Below are 22,719 nucleotides of genomic sequence, written 5' to 3' on the forward strand. Positions count from 1 at the left end.
CCAAAACTCCTGCCTTTCCTTTCCAATGTTCAGATTATGTTCATGACTTTATGTCTACGGGGACAAAAAAATGCCGAGCCCCATCAGGACTCGGCAGGTCGGAAGTAACAGATTATACGCCAGGTGTAAGCACGTAGGAGGCACCTGCTTCTACCGGCAGCTTCAGAAGCTCTTCCTCGTAGGATGCGGAGACCGGCTTGCCTTCGCAATAAGCTTGTAACGGCGAGGCATAATAGACGGCGATAATCCCGCTGCGGCTGGGACGAAGCACGGCTTTGGATAAAGCTCCCTGCTTCCACTCCAGATCCACTTCAACGCCGCCTCTGGCGCGAATTCCCGTAATCGTGCCCTCCTGCCAAGCTTTCGGCAATGCCGGAAGCAAGGAGAGCTCCCCGCTGTGGGATTGAAGCAGCATTTCTACGATGCCGGCCGTACCGCCGAAATTCCCGTCAATTTGAAACGGCGGATGCGCGTCGAACAGGTTCGGATAGGTTGATTTGGCCAGCAGCGCCTTTACGTTCTCGTAAGCCGTATCGCCTTCCCCGAGTCTTGCCCAGAAATTAATAATCCATGCACGGCTCCAGCCGGTATGGCCTCCCCCGTGGGAGAGCCTCCGCTCCAGCGTACGCTTGGCTGCAAGCGCAAGCTCAGGCGTACGGCGGGCATGAATCATCTCGCCCGGATGGAGCGCAAACAGCTGGGAGATGTGGCGGTGGCCCGGGTCGAATTCTTCGTAATCCTCGAGCCACTCCATCACCTGACCGTATTTGCCGATTGTCGGCATTGGAATGCGTTCGAGCGCCGAATTCAGCTTCCGGCAAAATTCGTCGTCACAGCCAAGAATGCCGGCCGCTTCCGTGCAGGCCGTAAACAGCGTATACACGATCTGCATGTCCATGGCAGGCCCCATGCATAAGTTGCCTGTCGTTCCGTCCGGCAAAATGAACTTGTTCTCCGGCGACATGGATGGCCCTGTTACCAGCCGTCCTTTCGAATCCTCCGTCATATAGTCCAGCAAAAATTGAGCGGCTTCCTTCATAATCGGATACGCGCGGTCGGCCAAGAAGCTTGTATCGAGGCCGAAGCGGTAATGTTCCCATAGATGAAGCGAGAGCCATGCGGCACCCATCGGCCATATCGAGGAGGATACCAGAATCCCTTCGACATGCGTGTCGCCCCAAATATTCGTATTATGGTGAGCGACGAACCCGCTGCAGCCATAGACCTCACGTGCCGTCACACGGCCGTTCGGCAGCATCGTTTCGATCAGATCGAACAGCGGCTCATGACATTCCGCCAGGTTGCACAGCTCCACAGGCCAATAGTTCATCTCGGTATTAATGTTAATCGTAAATTTCGATTCCCACGGCGGGGTGTAGCTGTCGTTCCAAATCCCCTGCAGGTTGGCGGCAATACTGCCCGGGCGCGAGCATGATAAGAGCAAGTAACGTCCGAAGTCGAAGAATAGCCGGACCAGCTCCAGATCGTCCTGCCCCTCCTGCACCTGCTTCAGACGAACATCGGTAGGAAGCTTCAGCTTGGAAGCAGCGTCGGACGACCCAAGCTCCAGACGGACACGGCCGAACTTCTCCGAATAGTCGGCAATATGAGCCTGCTTCAGCTGCTCGTAGGATTTACCCGATGCAAGCTCCAGCTGCTCGAGACACGCCTTCTCCGGATCATCGTACCGGAACGTCGTGTTAGCCGCCAGCAGCAGCGTCACCTCGTCCGCTTCGGTCACGGAGAGAAAATCTCCGACGGTGCGGACGGACCCGCCGCTTACGATAGCCTTAAGTCCGGCGCGGAATTGCACGCCGTCCCTGCCGCATTCGCCGACCATCATGATCGTATCGGAGCTGATGCATTTGCTGCCGCCATCGAATGGACGGCGCATAAAGTGAACGCCGAACGTAAGCCCGCCCGGCTTATTCGTCTTGAGCCTGATGGCCATAACATGATCTGCTGCGCTGCTGAAATATTCCCTCGAATATTCATAGCCGTCTATCTGATAACGGACGCTGGCGGTCGCCGTTTCCAGGTCCAGCTCCCGATGGTACGCCTCCGTCTTTTTATCGTGATTCAGGAAATAGAAGAACAGATCCCCCAAAGGATGGTACGGGTGCAGATACTTCGGAGCTGACATAAGCGCCATCCGGCTTAAATGCTCCGCTTCCTGCTGCTTGCCTTCGAATAATAGACGGCGAATCTCGTCCACATGGTGAATCGCGTCCTGGCTGTTCGCCTTTTTAGGGCCGCCGTACCATACGGTATCTTCATTTAATTGAATTTTTTCCTGGGCTACCGTTCCGAATATCATTCCGCCCAAACGTCCGTTGCCTATCGGGAGGGCCTCCTGCCACTTGCTTGCCGGCTGCTGATACCATAACGTTGAACGGAGCGAATCCGTGTCTTGGACTAAACGGGTCATATTGTGAGACTCCTTCCTTTACTGAAAGCTATTAGAGCTTAGCTGATCCTAGTAAGTGCATCCTTTCTATTATAAAAAAAGAAATGTTGCATTAACATGTAGAATGCTCATATGTATTTGCATAAACCTAAGATTTTTGTTCTGTAAATAAAAAAAACCGGCGCGAATACGCCAGTTTTTCTGTCCTTCTATTCCGTTACACCTATCCGTAGATTTTACGCAATCGGGCCTCCATCACGAAGGTTCCGAACGGAAGCAGCGATGCAATAATGGCTCCAAGCACTTTCAAAATGTTCCAACGATGTGCAAACGTCACATGAGCAAGAGCTAACAAATACAGAACGAATAAAACCCCGTGAAGCATCCCGACAACTTTGACGGCTTGCGGAAAGTTTGCATAATATTTCAAAGGCATGGCAATGATGAGAAGCACCAAAAATGAAATTCCCTCATAAATGCCGACGGCGCGCAACCGCCCAATGGGAGTTTTCAGCATGGAGACACCTTCCTGTCCTAGCATTATTCAGTATCAATGACATTATATATAAAAAAATGCCGGCTTCCTATGAAAATCGGCATTTGTCATAATATAGTCATTTTTGAAGAAGCCGAGGACAGGCGGTGCGCACCATAGCTGCACCAACGCATCATCGGCTTCTTTGTCATCTCAAGCTAGAGCTTCATATCCTTTAGCTGCTTGCAGAAATCCGCATGGGCCCCGGCTAGCCGGTCTTCCAGAAGATCCTTCTCCTGATCGGCTTGATGCCCTTCCCGCTCATACCAATCTAGCAGCATGGATAGGCCTGCGGATAGAGAGATTTCCGCCAGAAAGCCGGGCAGATCTCGTTTCAGCTTGCTGTTGTCGAACAAGCCGGAGTAGCTTTTCTCATAATACAAGTGACTGAATAAAGACGGATTCGCCTCCACAAGGAGATCGGAGCTTAGATGAACGATATGCGGCTCTATGCCCAGGAGCTTGCCCATTTCCAGATATAGATCCTGCCAGATATGCACTTCCTCGCTCGTTGCGTGATATGTTTGGCCGATCATCTGCTTGTTGCCTACGGCTCCGACGAACGCTTTGGCCACGTCCGGAGCAAAGCTGAAGCTCCATGGAACGGTCCCGTCCCCGAACATCACCAGCGGCTTGCCGGCACGAATACGGTGCACTATATTGACATTTTGCCTTAGGACGCCAAGATTGGCACATCCTATCCCATAGGTTAAGGAAGGACGAATCATCGTCACCGCAGCTTCTCCGCGTTCGATTACCTTGCGCAAGCAGCGCTCCATCTCGGCTTTATGGAAAGCGTAAGGAAAGGCCGGATCATCGAACAGCTCCTCCGCATCCTCCACGGTCGGAATGGTGCGGAACGGTCTCTTATAAGCGGCTGTGCTGGAGCAAACGATAAACTGTCCCGCTCTTCCCTTGAAGGCTTCCAGCGTACATTCCGCATCCGCCGCGTCGAACGAAATCATATCGATGACCGCATCGAACTCCTGATCCTTCATCTGTTCACGGAACTGCTCCCGGTTGGACTTATCGCCAATGAGGACGCGTACGTCATTTGCGAACAAATGATTTTTGCTGCCCCGGTTAAAGACGGTCACCTCATGACCCTGAGCCAGAGCTTGTTCGACCACCGAACGGCTGATTACACCTGTTCCGCCAAGAACCAATACTTTCATCATGTCACCTGCTTTTTTAGCCTTATTTTACCACAATGGACCCTTGCACCGCAGTATCCGCGAGTACGTCCTGCACCGCTTTGTCCAGCCGGTTGCCGGCAAACACGATATCCCGCGTATCGGCTCCGCTGATTTTGGCGTAAACATCGGTTCCCCGTGCCGCCGAGCCGCCTTGTACGAAGACCTCCTGCGTATTCCTCAATTCCATAACCGGTGTGGCAGGATGCGGTTTCTTCATTCCGAAGCCGATCAACTCGATATCATCGCTGTTATCGATGGTCAGCGCAGCGCCTTCCCTTGTTTCGATACGCACATGATGCATCTGAAGCGAGCGCACATATTTGCAGTACATTCCTTTGCCCGCCATGACGAGCTCCTCACGCACCATATCCGGCTCGCCGCCCTGTTCATTCGGATCCATTGTCATTTCAATATGGATATGATCCATCACGACATCCTCAATCGGCATTTCCGGCAGACCGTACAGGAACCCTGCAGCGCCTAACACTTCCGTTGCCGTAATATGGCTCAGGCGGATGTGACGGAATACCGGTGTCGATTCCGAAATCGGCTGAGGCTCAGGACTTGAAATCGAAGGATTGGAAGGATCGACGCCGTAACGGTAAAAGGAATTGATTGCGATCGGGCAAAGCACACCCTTCATGAAGATGTTATTCACCTGTACATGCTCGATCGTTCCTCCGCGCGCACGGTTTGATTTGAAGCGGATGCCCCGGTCGGTTCCAATGAAGACGCAGTTGGAAATCGTCACATGGCGAATGCCGCCCGCCGTTTCGCTGCCCAGTACGACTCCGCCGTGGCCTGCCCGCATCGTGCAGTTCGTTACCGTCACATTCTCCGTCGGGATGCCGATTCGTCTTCCATCCTCGTCAATGCCCGATTTCAAGCACAAGCAGTCATCCCCTACGTCAAACTGGCAGTCGGAAATACGGACATAACGGCAGGAATCGATATCCAGGCCGTCGCCGTTCGGCGTGTCCGAAGGGTTTTGAATCAAAACGCCGTGAATGGTTACGTTATCGCAGTACACGAGATGCGTATTCCAGAACGGCGAGTTTTGCAGCGTGATGCCCTCCAGACGCACGTTCGTGCAGCGGAACAGCTGGAAGAGGGCCGGACGTAAAAATTGCGTCTCCCATTCCACAATGTTGCTTTTGATATCCATAAGATGACGGTTCAGGTCAAACAGCTGAAGCTCTCTTTCGGTAGAAGGACGTCGTCCCGCCTTGCATTCACGGTATTGCTGCCACCAAGCGGCGCCTTGACCGTCGATGATGCCGCCTCCCACGATCGATATATTCGTCAGATCCGCCCCATAGACGAGCGGAGAATAGCCGTAGCATTCATACCCGGACCAACGGGTTTTCACAAAGGGATAATCGTCGGGGTTCGTTGAGAACAACAGCTTGGCTCCCGAATCGATATGGATCGTCATATTGCTTTTCAGATGAACGGCGCCGGTTAAATAGGTCCCCGCCGGAAAATAGACCGTCCCGCCACCGGCAGCCTCGCAAGCCTCCAGCGTGCTTCGAATAGCCTCCGTATTCATCGTTACGCCGTCTCCGACAGCTCCGTATTCCAATACATTAAACACAGTCATGATGTCCCTCCTGATCATGCGAAAGGCCTCTCGCCGCCCTCCATGATTCTCTTTTAATATATTACTCCTATTCTAGTATCTATTAAGAGGGAATGCCAGACAATCTCCCGAATTTAACCGAAAGCGCTCAGGAACCGGAGATTAAGGCTCAACGGATAGTCTTAATTTAACCTCGGCATATTCATTATTTAACCTGTATCCCTCGAATCCCATGGAACACAAGCTTTTTATGAGGTTAGCTTCCTATTTGTTATCAATCACAGACGGCATCATCATAATCAGCTTCGTTCCCTGCTCGGGTGCACTCTCGATTCGCAAGCCGTAAGACTCCCCGAATACCATTTGAATACGCCGGTGCACGTTCAGAATCCCGATGCCGCCCTTCTTGCCGGCCTCTTCGTCCGCCAACCGGTTCGCATTTAATTTGGCCCGCAGCCGTGACAGCTCCTCCTCGCTAATGCCGATACCGTTATCCTCGACGCTGACCCAGAACATGCCGTCGTTCTCCCCTGCGTCAATCCGGATAAAATGATAATCCTCCACTCCGTCGGGGAATGCGTGCTGGAATACATTTTCGACCAGCGGCTGCAGGGTAAGCCGGACCATTTTATGCAGCAGGTAATCCGGCTGAACGGCCACATCGACTTCAAACTCGCGTCCTATACGATGACGGATAATGACGAGATAATACATCACATGCTTCAGCTCATTGGCTATCGTGATTTCCTCCAGGTTCGTTTGAACCGAATAGCGGAGCATATAGGCCAGGGAATTGACGATTTCGGATATTTCCTCCGAATCCCTGATGAAAGCGTAGCATACGATCATTTCCAACGTGTTGTACATAAAATGAGGATTGATCTGCAGCTGCAGCGATTGAAGCACCGCCTTTTGCCGTTCAAGCTGCATTTCCTGATGCTTCAGCTCGACCTGATACACCTTTTCCACCATTTCGGACAGCCGGTTGACCATGAGATTGTAGCGCATCATGAGCTCTACCATTTCATCATAGCGCTCCGGCAGCGGAATGACAGCCCAGTTGCCTTTCTCCGTCTGCCGCATACCATTCTTCAACACCTGGATCGGCTCCGTAATGGATTTGCCGAAACGGTATGCCAACAGCAGCGCAATGCACAGCGTAAACAAGCCGACGATGATCGTTGTCGTACGTATTTTGGATACGGGCTTGCGCAGCTCGTCGAGGGGCATGGAAACAACGAGATTCCAGCCCGAATAGTCGGATTTCTGCGACATGTAGATTCGCCGAATGCCATCCTCCGTATTATCAACGAGCGACAGCTCGCTGGCGCTAAGCTTACGCTTTAGGTCGTCGTTGACGAAGGAGCCTACCTTTTCGCGCTGCGGATGGTAGACGATCTGCCCTTTACCGTCCAGGATAAAAAAGTATCCTTTAGGCCCCAGCTCGACTCCTTTCCACATCGCGGCGAGATCCGATACCCGCATTTCTATCGCAAGAATTCCTTTGGGTGCCGGGGACGACAAGCCTTTAATTTGCCGGATGAGCGTCAGCATGGGGGACCGTGTGTCGTTCAATATACTGTGATTTAATATACTGAGACTGCCGTCCTCATTGGTATTGGCACGGTAATAGCTCAATTGCTCGCGTATATCATGGGCGCTGAACGATTGTTCCGGCACATCGTAGAAATAATAGGCCGCATTCTCATTGAAGCTTATGATATAGATCGAGGCGATTTCCGGATTACGGATAAATACCGGATCGACCCCTGCCTCCTTAATCGTTTTGCGGTATTCAAAAAACTCGTAAAACTCCGGCTTGGGCGGCAAATCCAGGAACCTCTTCACCTCTCTGTTCGTCAACAAAGAAACCATCGAGCGCTCGTACGATTGCAGATATAGATCGGTATGATGGACGGCGTTAGCCACAATTTGCGTCATTTGATTTTTCACTAATACATCCAACTCCTGCGACGAAGTGGTGTAAGAGAAGATGCCGACACTCGACAAGGACAGGACGATGACGACTAAAAAGTAAACAAACAGCTTGCGGTACACACTTCCACGCTTCATTTGATCCCCATTTGACTGCGAAATTCGGACGGCGAGATGCCGTACATTTTTTTGAATGTTTTGGTGAAATGCGGATAATCGTCATACCCTACCAGCTCCGCCACATCGACGATCCGGATATGAGGAACGGACAGAAGCTCCTTGGCCTTCTCCATTCTCCGGTTAATCCGGTATCGGACGAACGTTTCGTTGGTCATTCGTTTGAATAAAGCGCTGAAATACGTCGGAGTCAGACCGATCATCGCCGCAACCTGATCGAGCGTAATATCCTCGGACAGCCGGCTGTCGATGTAAGCCTTGGCTTCCTCCATCGGATCTTTGTAGTTCCCTTTGCGGGTTGCAAGCAGGCTGAACGCCATCTGACGAAGCCGTTCTTCAAAAGAATCCAGCAGCGACTTCGTGCTGGAGCCTTGAAGCTCCGGGCTCACGTATTCCTTTAATACGCCTCTTGCATGAAACCGTTTGATCAGCATCGCCGTGCAGTCCTCCAGCAGCTCCTTCAGCTTGGCCAAGGTGAAATTGGCCGATAGGCAGTACTGTCTCCACAAATCTGCGAGCCGGGTCAATTCATCCATCTGAAGCGACCAGATGCACTGCTCCATCGCATCGATCCATTCAATATACCGGGAGACGGAGAAGTAGCCTGTCGCCGATTCCTGAACCAACTGCCCTAGCATCTTATGCAAGTCATTTTTCATCAGCGGCTTCAATAAATAATGCTTAACTCCATAGGTCATCGCCTTTTGCGCGTACTCAAAATCGTTATGGCCGGATATAACAGCGGTCTGAATATGAGGATAATCGCTATGTATCGCCTGACAAAGCGCTAATCCGTCCATTTTGGGCATGCGAATATCGGTCAGGACAATGTCCGGCTCCAATGCTTGAATTTTCTCCAATGCATCCAAGCCGTTCTCTGCCGTTCGGATCCCTTCAAAGGAAGGGGCATAGACCTCTGCCATTTTGACCAGTCCCAAACGAATAATCGGTTCATCATCAACGATGAGCAAATGCATGGAAGTCAGCTCCTTTTGCAACGGTCATAAGAAGAATCCTCTCTTTGGGAAGCAATCGTATCGTTTTATTTAAAAACGGGTTTCATATAGGTTGACGATTCCTTCCCTGCGGTTATAGCGTTGGGTAGCTTCTTTGATGATTTCTTCTCCGCCTTTTTGCCTGTACTCCTGGATGACCTTAGGCCAATCGGTGATAGGCTCTTTGCCGTAAATCATCTTGATGATATGATCCATAATGAGTCTCGGAGCACCATCCTGCGTAATTGGCGCCAGATCCTGGTATTTGGCGAATGAAATCAAATCCGGATTAAAGCCGATGCCCGGCAATCCCTCATATTTGACAATATGGTCGAGCGCAAACAGCGTATCCCGCCCGTTCTGATCCAGCTGCAGCCGCATTCTATTGGCTACGGCGTCATGAGCCCCCCACAGTGTGCCGCTGCGCCAGCCTTCTTCTTCTATCGCTTCCTTCGTTTGAGGAAATTGGTACTGGATCCTGCCGGCTACTGTCGTATAGGTATCCCCTTCAATGCCAAAAGTAAAGAATCTCTCCGCCTCCGGCGTCTGCATCCAGTCAAAAAACTGTATGATGCGCGCCGCTGTGTCCGGCTTTACGTTCTTATTAATGTAAAAAGCCGAAATGACGGGCGTATAGTGGAAGTACCCGCCGGTACCTTCCGGACCTTTCGGAGAAGGGATAATATCTACTCGTGCCGAAGGAACGGCCTGCTTGATCGAGGTGCGGAAATCAACCAGACCGATCGCATTGGACGACCAGATTCCCGCCTTGCCCGAGCGGATATAGCTTATAAAATCCGCCGACGAGATCGTCGCGAAATCTTTGGCGATCAGCCCCTCATCCAGCATCGTCTTGTAGGTTTCCAGCGCTTTTTCCATATGCTTGACATCAAAAAACTTGGGCACAACCTGCCCGTTCACCACTTCAAACTGATCGCGGTATGGCAGCACGTCGTAAGCTCCGAGGATGATGTCGGCGTACTTCAGGTTCTCCCTCATTAAATAAGGATGCTCAACTCCCAGCTTCTTAAAGGCTCTGAGCACATCGAGAAACTCCTCCACCGTCTGCGGCGGCTTGAGACCTGCCTTCTCCAGCAGATCCGACCGGATAAAGGTCGCTCTTCGGGAAGGGTTCGTCAAATAGGTTGGAATACCGTACGTTTTTCCGTTGTAGGATACCGCCTCCCATGCATCCTTTGGCACGTTCTTGAGCAAATTGGGGGCATACTGCTTTAACAAATCATCGATCGGCATGAAGACGCCGGCCTCTACCGACCCCGACATGATCGTACTGGTAGGCGTACCGTTGCTTCCGACGACATCCGGAATGCTGCTGCCTGCAAACATGACCGGAAGCTTCGATTCCTCTATCACCTTGACTTCGAGGGAAGTATGGGTCAGCTCCCCCAGCTTCAGTACCCACTTTTCCCGGCTCAGATCCCCAATCCGCGAAAAATATCCGCTGCTTGAGGTCGTCGTGTAAGAGATGGAAAATTTCGCAGGCTTGTCCTGCTCAGCCGCCGGATGCTTTGTTGTATCGTCGTGGAAACAACCGGCAGTACCAGCAGCTGCAATCGCTATGATCATCCATGTGCCGACGGTTCTTTTCATACGATTCCCTTCCATCCCAAGAATTGAATAAGCTGACCCCACAAAAAGGGTACATTGAGGGCAGCCCTTAAATTTTACATTGTATTGTGGTAAGCAAGACATACGAAAGGGCTGCCCGCAGGTTGCCTGTTCACCTGAAGTACAGCCCCTTTCTTCACCGGAGTCCCCTGGGAGCAGACGCTAGCTCGGGTACTTGATCTCTACCTTCCGTCCCTCGGCACTCGATAATTTTGCGAAGTGCACCAGGGTCTGCGATTTCAAATAATCCGCACCGCTGGTTTCCGAATCCCGCTGCTCCTTAAGCGATGCCAGGAATTCCGCCAACGTATCAGAAGTATCTACCCCGCTGTAGTTGGTAATCGTTTCCTTGACCCCATCCTTAATGAGATGGATCTCCTGATTCTCGTATTGGATCGTGCCCTCCGTTCCTTCGATCCTCCAGTTGCCGTGCCAAGGCGTCTGTTCCCCCCTGGAGGCGATAGAACCGGTATAGCTGACCTTCACACCGTCTGCCATCTCCAGGAGAGCGCTGGTGTTAATGATGGCGCCTTCTTCATCCCATCCGCCGATAGGATTGTACATGTCCGCGTAGACGCTTTTTCCTTCCTCGCCGGTCAAATAACGGATCATATCAAAATGATGGACGCCGATATCGTCCAGCAGGCTGACCGTATATTTGCGCTGCACATGGTGATATCGATAAAATACGATGTCTATAGCGGAAATCCGTCCGATAGCGCCTTCATCCAGCAGCTGCTTCAATTTGCGCACGGCGGCGTGGCGGCGGTAATTCTCGGCGATCATGAAGGGAATGTTCTCCTTAGCGGCACGCTCCACCACTTCGATGGATTCTTCGTAATCAAACGATATCGGCTTTTCACACAAAACCGGCAGCTTCTTATCGAAAGCGGCGTTGTTAACGACCGTATGCGCCATCGGCGAGGTCACATTGACGACGAAATCCAGCTGCTCCTTCTCCAGGGCTTCGCTAAGCGATGTATAGAACGGGAACGGATCGTCCCCCATCTTCTCCTTCATCGAAGCATCCGTCTCCACTACGGCGGCTAGTAATCCTTTGTCTCTCAATCTCTTGTACCACGAAAAGCCTGCGCTTCCCAAGCCAACCAAAAGTGCCTTCATCTTCATTCTCCCCTTCATTGGCTTATCGCCAATTCTGTATTTTTATGAATTCAAGCTGAACCCGTAACGCTGCGCCGCGCTGTTATACAGCCAATCCTTTGCAAGCTGAATCGCCGTGTCATAATCAAGCCAGCCCGCTTCGATCTGCTGATATAAATATTCACCCATCAGCTTCTTAATAAGAAGGATTTTTCCGTAGCACCATTCGATATTCCTTGCGTCCGACACGATAAGCGAGCTTTTGATTCCAGGTAACGCTTCCATACGGTACTGCATGATATCGCGGTAAGTGCTTGCACGGAAGTTAAACCACCACATGCCGCCTACATGAACGTTAGGATAGTTCCAGGCCGCCTGCACAACGTCAAGATTGTTCAACTCCGAAGCAACGACCAGCTCGAAGGAAATGCGGTAGCGAGCAAACAAGCCCGACAGCTTCGCTATGCGCAGCGGGTCATTGACAGGTATGGCCGTGTCGCACCAGGAGCGTTCCACGCCGAGGAAGAGCTGCAGGAACATTCCGTTCTGCTCCAATATCCCGCAAATCGTGTGAAGTACCCGCATCATGAGCTGATCCCGCGTTGCCGTTTGCAGCGGAACCTCCTCATTAGCCTTGGCATCGTAGCCGGGAAGCGTCGTCATGATGCCCGGACAGCCCCACTCCTTATAGGAAGCTATCAAATCGCGGATCGATTGAGTCACTTCTTCCAGGGCTTGCTCCCGCTGATCGGCCTGATGAATTTGCTTGGTCCATTCGAAAAGTCTGCCGTCAACGCGCGGAATCAGAATGGCGTCTCTGTTCATATGGCTGCATTTCGCGTGATCCGGCATATTCGTTACGAAAGCGCGAATGTTCAGCTTGTCCGCCACCTCCTGCGCCCAGCCCGGGCGGTCGTTGGAAGCACGAACAGCGGCATCGGCTTCGCGGATGGATTGAGCATCGCGGATTTCGATGCCGTACAAATCTTTGAATATATGCGTGAATACCCAGTTCATTAACGTATTGCGGCTCGCCTTGTAAGCGGATAAGAAAGACTCGATGCGCTCATCCTCTGGCAGCTCCATCGCTTGATCCGGGTACCCGGCGGCCTGCATCTCCCGGTTTAACCAAAAATAATGCGCAATTTCCCAAAAATCACGGGCACTCAGCTGCTGTCCTACCAAATGGGTATGTGTATCCAGAACGTCAAATCCCATGATCTCTTCAATGAATGCTTTCTGGTTTAACATGAGCTTTTGTTCCCTTCTTTCATGAAATGAGGTTCTTCCCCCATCATACTACTTGTACTCAACCGCTTCCATGGCTTTACTTAAACTAGAGGTTGTGATTTTTTACGATTTAGTTGTCATAAAACAAAGCACTCCCCTGAAGTTCCCGTCAGAGGAGTGCCCAAAGTCTGTACTATCAATGAAGAAATATTATTGCTTCGTAATGCTGAAATTGGCGAACTGTATATTCGCTTCCGTCATGCCGGAGAAAATTTTGCGGTAAATCCCCCACTTGGGACGATTGAAATCCGCTCCGTCTCTCCACATATCCTTGCTTCCGCTATAAGACATCAAGGTCGTTCCGTCCAGCTTCTTCAGCGTCATCGATACCGTTCCGTTATCCGAGTTCTTCACGGTTACCGTAGCTTCTACCCAAGTATTCAGGACATTGGACCAATCCGTTGAAGCAAGCGTCGTCACCTGACTCATATCGGCCCCTATCGGACTGTGGCGGAACGTCAGCTTGTTTTTTTCAACCGAGAAGGTCAAAATTGGCGCGCCGTCATCGCCGCCGGATGCTTTCAGCTGAAAAATGTGGCAAAAGTTCCCCGACGGCGGCATCTGGAACCCGTTCAGCACTTTAAACTTCCATTTATACGTCATCGTCGTCCCGTTGGTTCCTTTGACGGCGCTTGGAGAGCTGTTATAAGCCTTCAGCTCGTTGCGCTGCCGATCCGTATTGGAGCCATCGTAGTCTCCTGTGCTGTTCAGCTTGAACTGAAATACGTTGCCGACCGGTGACGAGGTGGTCTCCCAAATGTGGCTTGCATCCCCCGGTCCGTCAATGGGGTCGGAGCCCAGCTTGCTCTTGAAGATTTGATAAGCGTCCTGTCCGGTATTAGGCCCATCCGAATCAATAGTCGTTGTGGTTGCGGCCCAGGCTACCGCAGTTTGCAAAACCATTGCTGATACTAACAAAGCTCCCGCTACCATTGTTTTGACCTTTTTCTTCATTATCCAATCCCTCCTGATAAATAAATGATTGCTTGCAGCCATACGGACTTGCGAACCTTCCTCCCTGCAGCAGCTCAACAAGCTCTAAACCTATCCTTGACTGGTTAGATGACTCCTCCTTTCCGAAGCCGATTTTATGTTTGCGCTTACAAAATCGATCTTAAAATAAACACGGGATGGATAAAATGGAAAAATTTATGGTAACCTGTTCTTTTTTATGTTTCCGTACTCTGAGCACTCTATAAGGCAGAGCGCAGTATGGGCTGGCGGCTTTTATCCCTCAAGGCGTATTTCCAGTGACCCTTTATCTAAATTTGTCTGAATTTCGATCAAAAATTGAACATTCCTTGAACAAACCAACCATTTTATGCTATACTGATATTAAGAAAACACTTACAAAGGAAATGGAAGTGACCATTATGACTACGAAAACAGCATCGGTTAGCGGCGTACGTCAAAATGTGAAGGATGTACAACGTCTTGTCAACTGGATGACGGCTGCAGCTTGGGGCATTCTTGGCATTGGTCTTGTCTTATGTTTATTTAATTTACATCACTTTAGTGATCGTAACACGTCCCTCATGGTGGGAGTCGGCTTCTTGGTAGGCAGTGTTCACATTTATGTGATTCGCACCGCCATTCATCTCGTTCATTCCCGTATGCTGGATGACGAAAATGACAAAATTCAACAATAGTTCCACAAAACCTGACATATTTTCACATTTTACCCCCTTTAAGAGCGATCTTAGAGGGGTTTTTCTTTTCCAAAAATTAATAGTCGTCATTTTCGTGAACTTTATATTACAGAAAAAAGACGAAACCTTGACGTATTTGTTAACAACGGCGAAATCTCGGTTAATATCTGCTATCTTAAGAAATAGCTAAGAACGTTCCACATTTCACAACCTGCTTTATCCGAGCGTTCGAGAAACTTAAGGAGATGATATTACACATGCGACTAACGAAAAAAGCTGCTCGGATTGTGACTCCGCTGATCTTTCTGACCATGCTGGTGCTTCTCTCGGGTTGCGAATCCATTATGGTTATGGACCCGAAGGGCCCTATCGCCGCTGGTCAGAAGGATCTGATCATTACCGCTTCTATCTTATGCGGAATCGTACTGGTCCCTGTGCTCATACTGACCGCTTACATCGTATGGCGGTATAGAGACAAACCAGGCAACAAAGCTGCTTACAAACCGAACTGGTCGCACAGTACGATGATGGAGGTAGTATGGTGGGGGATTCCTATTGTTATTATCATCCTGTTGGCCGCTGTTACGGCTCGCGAAACGTATGCCCTGGAGCCATCCAAGCCGATTGTTTCCGATAAGAAGCCGATCACGATTCAAGCAACCTCTCTGGATTGGAAATGGCTTTTCACCTATCCTGAGCAAGGCATTGCAACCGTCAATTACATTGAAATTCCTGAAGACACACCTATTAAATTCGAGCTTACTTCCGATGCTCCGATGAACTCCTTCTGGATTCCACAGCTGGGCGGCCAAATGTATACAATGTCCGGCATGGCCATGACCTTGTTCCTGCAAGCCGATGAACAAGGCGTTTATTACGGAACCGGAGCGAATTTCAGCGGCAAGCATTTCACCGATATGAAATTCCAGGTACACGCTACATCGGATGAAGATTTCAATAATTGGGTTAAAGAAGTGAAGCAATCCTCGGGCCCGTTGACAATGGACGGATATAACCAACTGGCTGCACCGGGTACATCAACCAAGCAGTACTTCTCTTCCTTCCCTGAGGGACTATTCAATAAGATCGTGACGAAATATGCCGTAAATGGAAGCACTCATGCCCATCATGGTTCTGCCGGCAGCGAACCTTCTGCCAAGCAGGAGCCGTCTAAAGCTATTCAGCCTGCAACAACCTCGAATCCGCATGCTGGACATTAACACTAACGAAAGGAGGCATACACATGCTGGATAAAATAAAAGATTTTGCATCCTGGTTTTTTGTAACAGGCGATCCGATGATTTTAGGAGCGCAAGTCAGTATTGGGCTCGCTATGGTTGCCATCGTGTTCGTGCTAACCTATTTCAAAAAATGGACTTGGCTTTGGCGCGAATGGCTGACGACCGTTGACCATAAACGTATCGGGATCATGTACATCCTATGTTCCATTCTAATGCTATTCCGCGGCGGCGTCGACGCCCTGCTCATGCGTCTTCAGCTTGCCATGCCTGATATGAAATTCCTGGAGCCGGAGCACTATAACCAGATCTTTACGACACACGGGGTTATCATGATTTTGTTCATGGCGATGCCTCTTATGTTCGGTCTGTTTAATATCGTTGTGCCGCTTCAATTGGGAGCGCGCGACGTTGCTTATCCGTTCCTGAACTCCTTGAGCTTCTGGATGTTCTTCTGGGGCGCTATGCTGTTCAACGTCTCCTTCGTCATCGGCGGTTCGCCGGATGCAGGCTGGCTTGCGTACCCGCCGCTTTCCGAGCTGTCTCACAGCCCGGGTGTCGGACAAAACTTCTATATCTGGGGTATCCAGATTTCCGGTATCGGAAGCTTGGCGACCGGTATTAACTTTATCGTAACGATTCTGAAAATGCGTGCGCCAGGCATGAAGCTGATGCAAATGCCGATGTTCTCCTGGTCCGTATTTTCCAGCTGTATCATGATTATTTTCGCTTTCCCTATCTTAACCATTACCTTGGCACTGTTATTCATGGACCGCTTCCTGGGCGCTCACTTCTTCACGCTTGACGGCGGCGGTAACCCGATGATGTATATCAACCTGATTTGGATGTGGGGACATCCGGAGGTTTATATCGTGGTTGTGCCGGCATTCGGTATTTTCTCCGAGGTCGTTGCTACCTTCTCCAAGAAAAAGCTGTTCGGATATAATTCCATGGTTTTTGCCATGATTATTATTAGCGTACTCTCGTTCTTCACTTGGGTGCATCACTTCTTCACCATGGGCTCGGGTGCCGACGTTAACGTCTTCTTCGCCATAACGACGATGGCTATCGCGATCCCGACGGGGGTTAAAATATTCAACTGGCTGTTCACGATGTTCCGCGGTCGGGTATCCTATCCGACGCCGATGCTGTGGACCGTAGCCTTCATCCCATGTTTTGTTATCGGCGGGATGACCGGGGTTCTGCTGTCCGTAGCGCCTGCAGACTTCCAGTTCCATAACAGCTACTTCCTGATCGCACACTTCCACCAAGTATTGATCGGCGGCGTAGTGTTCGGTTACTTCGCAGGGCTGTACTACTGGTGGCCAAAAATGTTCGGCTTCAAGCTGAATGAGCATTTGGGCAAATGGGCCTTCTGGTTCTGGAACATCGGTTTCTATGTCTGCTTTATGCCTCAATATTTCTTGGGTCTCGACGGAATGACTCGTCGTACGACCGTTTACGATTTCGATATGGGCTGGGGCCCGCTGAACTTGATTTCGACTGTCGGTGCTTTCTTTATGGGGATCGCGTTCATTTTCCAAGTTTGGCAAATTGCTTACAGTATCAAGCATCATGAGCGCGACGTTACTGGAGACCCTTGGAACGGCCGCACGCTGGAATGGTCCATTCCATCTCCTGCACCTATGTATAACTTTGCTGTTGAGCCTCATGTTCACGATGTGGACGACTGGTGGGAGAAAAAGCAAAAACTCGCTCAAGGCATCAAACCGGAGCCTACTGCTCCGCTTGAACCGATTCACATGCCGAAAAACTCGGCGATTCCGTTCATCAAATCGACTCTTTGGTTCTTTGCCGGATTCGGTTTTGTATGGGGCTGGCTATGGCTTGCTATTCCGGCGATGATCGGTGTACTCATCTGCATGCTGGCGCGTTCGTTCTCGTATGACACGGACTACTACATTCCGGTAGATGAAATTAAACAGACGGAAGCTGCATTAAGGGGGGCGAAGGTCTAATGGCACATGCGGCAGCGCACGGCGGACATGACCATCATGACCACGGTCATCATGATCATGAGTCGCTCAAAACGTTCGGTTTCTGGATCTTCCTGATTACGGACTGTATTTTATTCGGTACTTTATTCGCTACCTATATCGTTCTTCATGGCAATACCAACGGCGGACCGACACCCAAAGAGCTGTTCGAAATGCCCGGCATTATTGCTGAGACATTTATCCTTTTGACAAGCAGCTTTACGAGCGGTCTTGCCGTACTGGCTATGCACAAAGGCAACAAAAACCAGCTGATCGGCTGGCTGGCCGTTACGGCACTTCTCGGCGCTTCCTTCGTTGCGCTTGAGGTTAATGAGTTCATCACTATGGTATATCATGAAGGTGCAACGATCTCGACTAGCGCCTTCCTCTCCGCTTTCTTTACGCTGGTCGGTACGCACGGTCTTCACGTATCGCTCGGTCTATGCTGGATGATCGGTCTTATGTTCCAGTTGAAAAAACACGGCATTACACCGGTTACCAAACGGAAAGTCGATGTTATCAGCTTGTACTGGCACTTTCTTGACGTTGTGTGGATTTTCGTCTTCACGGTCGTTTACTTGATGGGGGTGATGTAAGATGAGTCAACATAATTCACACGGCGCACATTCCGAATCTCACGGATCGTTGAAATCTTATGTCATTGGCTTCATCCTTTCGATCGTGCTGACCATCATCCCGCTCGTCGTCATCCTGAACCACATGTTCAGTGAAGGCGCAAGAATCGTCATCATCCTGATTATGGCGATCCTGCAGTTCGCCGTTCAGCTCGTATTCTTCATGCATTTGAAAGAAGGAGAAAACGCGCGCTGGAACATGATGGCGCTGGCTCTCGGGCTTGTCATCCTGTTGACGATTGTAGCAGGCTCCATCTGGATTATGACCTACAACCAAGTAGCACATTAATCCTGTTTGAATGAAGTTGAATGAAAGAGGCTATCCTTTGAATGATCGAGGGGTAGCCTTTTTCTTTGCATTTCGTGCAACAATTGGGAGCCCTTCCCCGTCTATGGTATTGTAATTGATTTTGTTACATTCGAGCTCAGACAAAAGGAGAACCAGACTATGAACAATGTAATGAAAAAAGGAATCGCTCTTATGGCCCTTTCCATGGCACTTGGCGGAGGAGCCGCTTATGCAGCGCCGAATATGATGCCTCTGGCAGAGGAACCGCAAGCCGTATCCGCAACCCTTGCGGCAGAGCAGATTCAAGTTACCGTTAACGGCAAAGCCGCTTCCCTTACCGGGTATCAAGCATCCGGTGCCCAAGAAGCTATGCTGCCGCTGCGCGCCATTGCCGAATCCCTTGGCTTCACCTTGACCTGGAAGCAGGAGGACTCTTCTGTAGACTTAAGCAAAGGTCCGCAATGGACTAACGTCAAAGTAGGCGACGACCGCTACAGCGTCAATAAAATGCTTAAAACGCTCGGGACTGCACCTGAATTGAAGGATAACACGATGTACGTTCCAGCTTCCTTTTTCCAAGAGATTCTGCACGCATCCGTCACTAAAGACGGTAATTCCGTTGCCGTATCTGCCGCAGAACAGAAAAAAACCGTACTGACTCAGGGCGTCATTACCGCTATTCGTGACGTAGACGGCCACAAAGCCGTTCAAATTAACGGAATCGGAACGGAAGGCACCGTACTGACTTTATCGGATGAAACTACATACCAGAAGGCGGACGGCACTCCGCTGACCTTCGCCGATCTGACACTCGGTCAAAAGGTCGAGGCCGAGCATTCTCTGGTGGCTACCTTGAGCCTGCCGCCGCAAACTCCGACTTATAAAATTACGGTACTGGACGGAGCCGACAAAAAAAGAATGTTGGGCAACGCCGGCAATATTGAAGAAGTCCGTACGAGCGATAGCGGAGCAACCAGCCTGCTGATTAAAGGTACCGGCTTGAACGAGCAATCCCAGAAGGAGATTGTGCTGCAAGTGACGGATCAAACAACTGTCGTCAATCTGAAAGGCGAAGCTGTAGATAAGAGCACTCTGGCAAAAGGCACTCGAGTTATCGCCTTCTACGATGCGATGATGACCAAGAGCCTGCCTCCTATCGGCAAAGCATGGAAAATCGTCGTTCAGCCTGCCGCTGAATAATTGAACCAAAGGTACCCAACCAATAGAAGTCTTCTTGATCTCCAACGATAAGCTGGAGCATCAGGAAGACTTTTTTCGTCTCCTGGGGTGTCTACCCGTTAGTTCGTTTCGGGACCTTTTTGCCCTCTAATAAACGGGTTACGGTACAAAAAATAGGCCCTTGTCCCCCTCACATATCCCCCTCCCACTTGAATATATTTAGTAACAAGCACTTTTTTCCCTTATTGTCCTGTCAACCGTCCGCTTCATTATGCATGAAACCAACCCATTTCAGGAGGTGTCCGACATGACAGAACCATTATTTACCGTTTCCCGAGAGGATTGGTCTCTGCACCGCAAAGGGTATCAGGACCAAACCCGGCATCAGCAAAAAGTACGCGAAGCGATTAAGCAGAACCTGCCTGACCTTGTTACGGATGAGAGCATTATTATGTCTGACGGCAAGCACATTATCAAAGTACCGATTCGCAGCTTGGACGAATACCGGTTTCGATACAACTACAACAAAAGCAAGCACGTCGGCCAGGGCGACGGAGAAAGCCAGGTCGGCGATGTGCTCGGCGTAGACCCTACCCCTTCTCAAGGTCCGGGCAAAGGAGAAGGCGCCGGCGACCAGCCGGGAGACGATTATTACGACGCCGAGGTACAGCTCGAGGAGCTGCAAACGATGCTCTTCGAGGAGCTGGAGCTGCCAAACTTGCAGCAGAAGGAAAAAGACAACGTAATGACCAAGGACATTATTTTCAACGATATCCGCAAAAAAGGAATCATGTCCAACATCGACAAGAAACGGACGATTCTCGAAAATCTCCGCCGCAACGCAGGAGCAGGCATTCCCGGCATTCATGGCATCAGTCCGGATGACCTCCGCTTCAAAACATGGGATGAAATCACCGTGCCCCAATCCAATGCGCTTATCATTGCGATGATGGACACTTCAGGCTCCATGGGCTCGTTTGAAAAATATATCGCACGAAGCTTCTTCTTCTGGATGACCCGGTTTTTGCGCACCAAATACGAGCATGTCGAGATTGTGTTCATCGCGCACCATACCGAAGCGAGGGAGGTTACGGAGGAGGAATTTTTCACCAAAGGCGAGAGCGGCGGTACGATCTGCTCCTCGGCTTATCAGCTGGCGGTAGACTTAATCGATCGGCGGTACTCCCCAGCCCGTTATAACATCTATCCGTTCCATTTCTCCGACGGAGATAATCTGACCTCGGACAACGAGCGGTGCGTCAAGCTGATTCATGAGCTGGTGAAGCGATCGAACCTGTTCGGATATGGCGAAGTCAATCAATACAACCGCAGCAGCACCCTGATGTCCGCTTACCGCAATATTCATGATCCGAAATTCGTGCATTATGTCATAAGGGAAAAAGGTGAAGTCTATAAAGCGCTGCGAACCTTTTTTCCTAAATCCGAGGGGAGGGCTGCACGATGAACGCCGACGATATCAAGCAGCTGGAATACGCCATTGCCGAAATTTCCGAGATCGCGACCGGCTTCGGTCTGGACTATTACCCGATGCGCTATGAGATATGCCCTGCAGACATCATCTATACCTTCGGAGCTTACGGGATGCCTACCCGCTTCAGCCATTGGAGCTTTGGAAAAACGTTTCATAAGATGAAAATGCAGTACGATTTCGGCTTAAGCAAAATATATGAGCTTGTCATCAACTCCGACCCCTGCTACGCCTTCCTGCTCGACGGCAACTCCCTGATCCAGAACAAGCTCATTGTCGCACACGTGCTGGCACACTGCGACTTTTTCAAAAATAACGCCCGTTTCTCCAAGACGAACCGCAACATGGTCGAGAGCATGTCCGCTACGGCGGAGCGCGTCCGGCAGTATGAAATCTTGTACGGCACCGACGAGGTGGAGCAATTCATCGACGCTGTGCTGGCCATCCAGGAGCATGTCGATCCTTCCATCTCCAAGCCGTACGATGCAACCCGCAGAAACCTGGAGCGAAAGCCAAAGAAAAAAGAAGTGCCTGCCGAACGCAAGCTTGGCTACGAAGACCTGTGGGACCTGGACAACGTGCCCTCAAAGCCTGCGCCTAAGGAAGAAACGCCGAAATTCCCGGCCAAGCCCGAAAAGGACATTATGCTGTTTATCGAGGAGCATGCGCCTTACCTTACGGACTGGCAGCGGGACATCATGACGATGCTGCGCGACGAAATGCTGTATTTCTGGCCGCAGCTGGAGACGAAGATCATGAACGAAGGCTGGGCTTCGTACTGGCATCAACGGATTCTCCGCGAGCTGGATCTGACCGAGGATGAGACGATCGAATTCGCCAAGCTGAACTCCTCTGTCGTCGTTCCGTCCCGGCACAGCTTGAACCCTTACTATCTGGGGTTAAAAATTTTCGAGGATATCGAGAAGCGCTGGGACAATCCGACAGAGGAAGAACAGGAGCGGTACGGACGTCAGAAAGGCCAGGGACGCCGCAAAATATTCGACGTCCGCGAATACGACTCCGACCTGTCCTTCATCCGCAACTACCTGACCAAGCAGCTCGTTGACGATATGGACCTGTACATTTTCGAGAAGAAAGGCCCTGAATGGAAGATTACCGACAAAACCTGGGCCCATATCCGCGATCAGCTCGTCTATTCCCGCGTCAATGGCGGCTTCCCTTATATCGTCGTCGAAAACGGCGATTACGAGAAGAACGGGGAGCTGTACCTGAAGCACTCCTACGAAGGCGTTGAGCTGGATCTGAAATATGTGGAGCGTACGCTCCCTTATATTCAGAAGCTGTGGGGCAAGACCGTTCATCTGGAAACGGTCGTGGAGTCGAAGCCTGTGCTATTCACCTATGACGGGAAGAAGCATAACAGGAAGTTTTTGTAAGA

At 50.6% G+C, this 22,719-nt stretch carries 18 protein-coding genes; 8 read left to right on the forward strand and 10 right to left on the reverse strand.

Going from position 1 to position 22,719, the window contains the following annotated elements; genetic code table 11:
- Window positions 1–112: 112 nt before the first annotated feature.
- The 10 genes from ABEA66_RS06190 to ABEA66_RS06235 all read right to left on the reverse strand — a co-directional run bounded on the left by ABEA66_RS06190 (window position 113) and on the right by ABEA66_RS06235 (window position 13,798).
- Window positions 113–2,428, reverse strand: a complete 2,316-nt coding sequence (locus ABEA66_RS06190) for a glycoside hydrolase family 95 protein (RefSeq protein ID WP_345586916.1) — start codon at window positions 2,426–2,428, stop codon at window positions 113–115.
- A gap of 202 nt (window positions 2,429–2,630) precedes the next feature.
- Complete coding sequence (locus tag ABEA66_RS06195; protein ID WP_345586917.1) at window positions 2,631–2,924, reverse strand: DUF3817 domain-containing protein; 294 nt, start codon at window positions 2,922–2,924, stop codon at window positions 2,631–2,633.
- Window positions 2,925–3,100: 176 nt separating this feature from the next.
- Window positions 3,101–4,120 (reverse strand): NAD-dependent epimerase/dehydratase family protein, encoded by a 1,020-nt coding sequence (locus ABEA66_RS06200; RefSeq protein WP_345586918.1) that lies wholly within the window; start codon window positions 4,118–4,120, stop codon window positions 3,101–3,103.
- 19 nt (window positions 4,121–4,139) lie between these two features.
- A complete protein-coding gene (locus ABEA66_RS06205; RefSeq protein WP_345586919.1) occupies window positions 4,140–5,738 on the reverse strand; it encodes a glycoside hydrolase family 28 protein in 1,599 nt (532 codons plus the stop codon).
- A gap of 243 nt (window positions 5,739–5,981) precedes the next feature.
- Window positions 5,982–7,790: a cache domain-containing sensor histidine kinase gene (locus tag ABEA66_RS06210; RefSeq protein ID WP_079908308.1), complete on the reverse strand. Its 1,809-nt coding sequence runs from the start codon at window positions 7,788–7,790 to the stop codon at window positions 5,982–5,984.
- Window positions 7,787–8,806, reverse strand: coding sequence for a response regulator transcription factor (locus ABEA66_RS06215; protein ID WP_345586920.1), 1,020 nt, complete (start codon window positions 8,804–8,806; stop codon window positions 7,787–7,789). The genes ABEA66_RS06210 and ABEA66_RS06215 overlap by 4 nt, the downstream gene beginning before the upstream one ends.
- A 69-nt stretch (window positions 8,807–8,875) precedes the next feature.
- Entirely contained in the window at window positions 8,876–10,435 is a 1,560-nt protein-coding gene (locus tag ABEA66_RS06220) for an extracellular solute-binding protein (protein ID WP_345586921.1), read from the reverse strand.
- Window positions 10,436–10,615: 180 nt separating this feature from the next.
- Window positions 10,616–11,575 carry a Gfo/Idh/MocA family protein gene (locus ABEA66_RS06225; protein WP_345586922.1) on the reverse strand — a complete coding sequence of 320 codons (960 nt, stop codon included), beginning with the start codon at window positions 11,573–11,575 and terminating at the stop codon, window positions 10,616–10,618.
- A 42-nt stretch (window positions 11,576–11,617) separates the two neighbouring features.
- Window positions 11,618–12,805, reverse strand: coding sequence for a glucuronate isomerase (locus ABEA66_RS06230; protein ID WP_345586923.1), 1,188 nt, complete (start codon window positions 12,803–12,805; stop codon window positions 11,618–11,620).
- Window positions 12,806–12,994: 189 nt separating this feature from the next.
- On the reverse strand, window positions 12,995–13,798 hold the full coding sequence (locus ABEA66_RS06235) for a heparin lyase I family protein (RefSeq protein ID WP_079908303.1): 804 nt from the start codon (window positions 13,796–13,798) through the stop codon (window positions 12,995–12,997).
- Window positions 13,799–14,217: 419 nt separating this feature from the next.
- On the opposite strand from ABEA66_RS06235, the gene ABEA66_RS06240 reads away from it, so the two are divergent.
- The 8 genes from ABEA66_RS06240 to ABEA66_RS06275 all read left to right on the forward strand — a co-directional run bounded on the left by ABEA66_RS06240 (window position 14,218) and on the right by ABEA66_RS06275 (window position 22,717).
- The gene (locus ABEA66_RS06240; RefSeq protein ID WP_079908302.1) at window positions 14,218–14,493 is read left to right on the forward strand and encodes a hypothetical protein; all 276 of its coding nucleotides are present in this window, start codon (window positions 14,218–14,220) and stop codon (window positions 14,491–14,493) included.
- Window positions 14,494–14,750: 257 nt separating this feature from the next.
- Complete coding sequence (cyoA, locus tag ABEA66_RS06245) at window positions 14,751–15,713, forward strand: ubiquinol oxidase subunit II (protein WP_192701204.1); 963 nt, start codon at window positions 14,751–14,753, stop codon at window positions 15,711–15,713.
- Window positions 15,714–15,736: 23 nt separating this feature from the next.
- The gene (locus ABEA66_RS06250; protein ID WP_079908300.1) at window positions 15,737–17,710 is read left to right on the forward strand and encodes a cbb3-type cytochrome c oxidase subunit I; all 1,974 of its coding nucleotides are present in this window, start codon (window positions 15,737–15,739) and stop codon (window positions 17,708–17,710) included.
- On the forward strand, window positions 17,710–18,324 hold the full coding sequence (gene cyoC, locus ABEA66_RS06255; protein ID WP_079908299.1) for a cytochrome o ubiquinol oxidase subunit III: 615 nt from the start codon (window positions 17,710–17,712) through the stop codon (window positions 18,322–18,324). Before ABEA66_RS06250 ends, cyoC begins: the two co-directional genes overlap by 1 nt.
- Window position 18,325: 1 nt before the next feature.
- Window positions 18,326–18,652, forward strand: coding sequence for a cytochrome o ubiquinol oxidase subunit IV (gene cyoD / locus ABEA66_RS06260; protein ID WP_079908298.1), 327 nt, complete (start codon window positions 18,326–18,328; stop codon window positions 18,650–18,652).
- Between the two features lie 159 nt (window positions 18,653–18,811).
- Window positions 18,812–19,852 carry a copper amine oxidase N-terminal domain-containing protein gene (locus tag ABEA66_RS06265; protein WP_345586924.1) on the forward strand — a complete coding sequence of 347 codons (1,041 nt, stop codon included), beginning with the start codon at window positions 18,812–18,814 and terminating at the stop codon, window positions 19,850–19,852.
- Window positions 19,853–20,138: 286 nt separating this feature from the next.
- Window positions 20,139–21,296: a sporulation protein YhbH gene (gene yhbH / locus ABEA66_RS06270; protein ID WP_079908296.1), complete on the forward strand. Its 1,158-nt coding sequence runs from the start codon at window positions 20,139–20,141 to the stop codon at window positions 21,294–21,296.
- A complete protein-coding gene (locus ABEA66_RS06275) occupies window positions 21,293–22,717 on the forward strand; it encodes a SpoVR family protein (protein WP_345586925.1) in 1,425 nt (474 codons plus the stop codon). Before yhbH ends, ABEA66_RS06275 begins: the two co-directional genes overlap by 4 nt.
- Window positions 22,718–22,719 lie beyond the last annotated feature (2 nt).

The organism is Paenibacillus vulneris (assembly GCF_039543185.1).
Lineage (GTDB): Bacteria > Bacillota > Bacilli > Paenibacillales > NBRC-103111 > Paenibacillus_S > Paenibacillus_S vulneris.

Coding starts and splice junctions, on each gene's coding strand:
- yhbH (WP_079908296.1), top strand. CDS start 20,139: ATGACAGAACCATTATTTACCGTTTCCCGAGAGGATTGGTCTCTGCAC.
- cyoA (WP_192701204.1), top strand. CDS start 14,751: ATGCGACTAACGAAAAAAGCTGCTCGGATTGTGACTCCGCTGATCTTT.
- ABEA66_RS06195 (WP_345586917.1), bottom strand. CDS start 2,924: ATGCTGAAAACTCCCATTGGGCGGTTGCGCGCCGTCGGCATTTATGAG.
- cyoD (WP_079908298.1), top strand. CDS start 18,326: ATGAGTCAACATAATTCACACGGCGCACATTCCGAATCTCACGGATCG.
- ABEA66_RS06215 (WP_345586920.1), bottom strand. CDS start 8,806: ATGCATTTGCTCATCGTTGATGATGAACCGATTATTCGTTTGGGACTG.
- ABEA66_RS06250 (WP_079908300.1), top strand. CDS start 15,737: ATGCTGGATAAAATAAAAGATTTTGCATCCTGGTTTTTTGTAACAGGC.
- ABEA66_RS06205 (WP_345586919.1), bottom strand. CDS start 5,738: ATGACTGTGTTTAATGTATTGGAATACGGAGCTGTCGGAGACGGCGTA.
- cyoC (WP_079908299.1), top strand. CDS start 17,710: ATGGCACATGCGGCAGCGCACGGCGGACATGACCATCATGACCACGGT.
- ABEA66_RS06210 (WP_079908308.1), bottom strand. CDS start 7,790: ATGAAGCGTGGAAGTGTGTACCGCAAGCTGTTTGTTTACTTTTTAGTC.
- ABEA66_RS06240 (WP_079908302.1), top strand. CDS start 14,218: ATGACTACGAAAACAGCATCGGTTAGCGGCGTACGTCAAAATGTGAAG.
- ABEA66_RS06220 (WP_345586921.1), bottom strand. CDS start 10,435: ATGAAAAGAACCGTCGGCACATGGATGATCATAGCGATTGCAGCTGCT.
- ABEA66_RS06265 (WP_345586924.1), top strand. CDS start 18,812: ATGAACAATGTAATGAAAAAAGGAATCGCTCTTATGGCCCTTTCCATG.
- ABEA66_RS06230 (WP_345586923.1), bottom strand. CDS start 12,805: ATGTTAAACCAGAAAGCATTCATTGAAGAGATCATGGGATTTGACGTT.
- ABEA66_RS06225 (WP_345586922.1), bottom strand. CDS start 11,575: ATGAAGGCACTTTTGGTTGGCTTGGGAAGCGCAGGCTTTTCGTGGTAC.
- ABEA66_RS06235 (WP_079908303.1), bottom strand. CDS start 13,798: ATGAAGAAAAAGGTCAAAACAATGGTAGCGGGAGCTTTGTTAGTATCA.
- ABEA66_RS06200 (WP_345586918.1), bottom strand. CDS start 4,120: ATGATGAAAGTATTGGTTCTTGGCGGAACAGGTGTAATCAGCCGTTCG.
- ABEA66_RS06190 (WP_345586916.1), bottom strand. CDS start 2,428: ATGACCCGTTTAGTCCAAGACACGGATTCGCTCCGTTCAACGTTATGG.
- ABEA66_RS06275 (WP_345586925.1), top strand. CDS start 21,293: ATGAACGCCGACGATATCAAGCAGCTGGAATACGCCATTGCCGAAATT.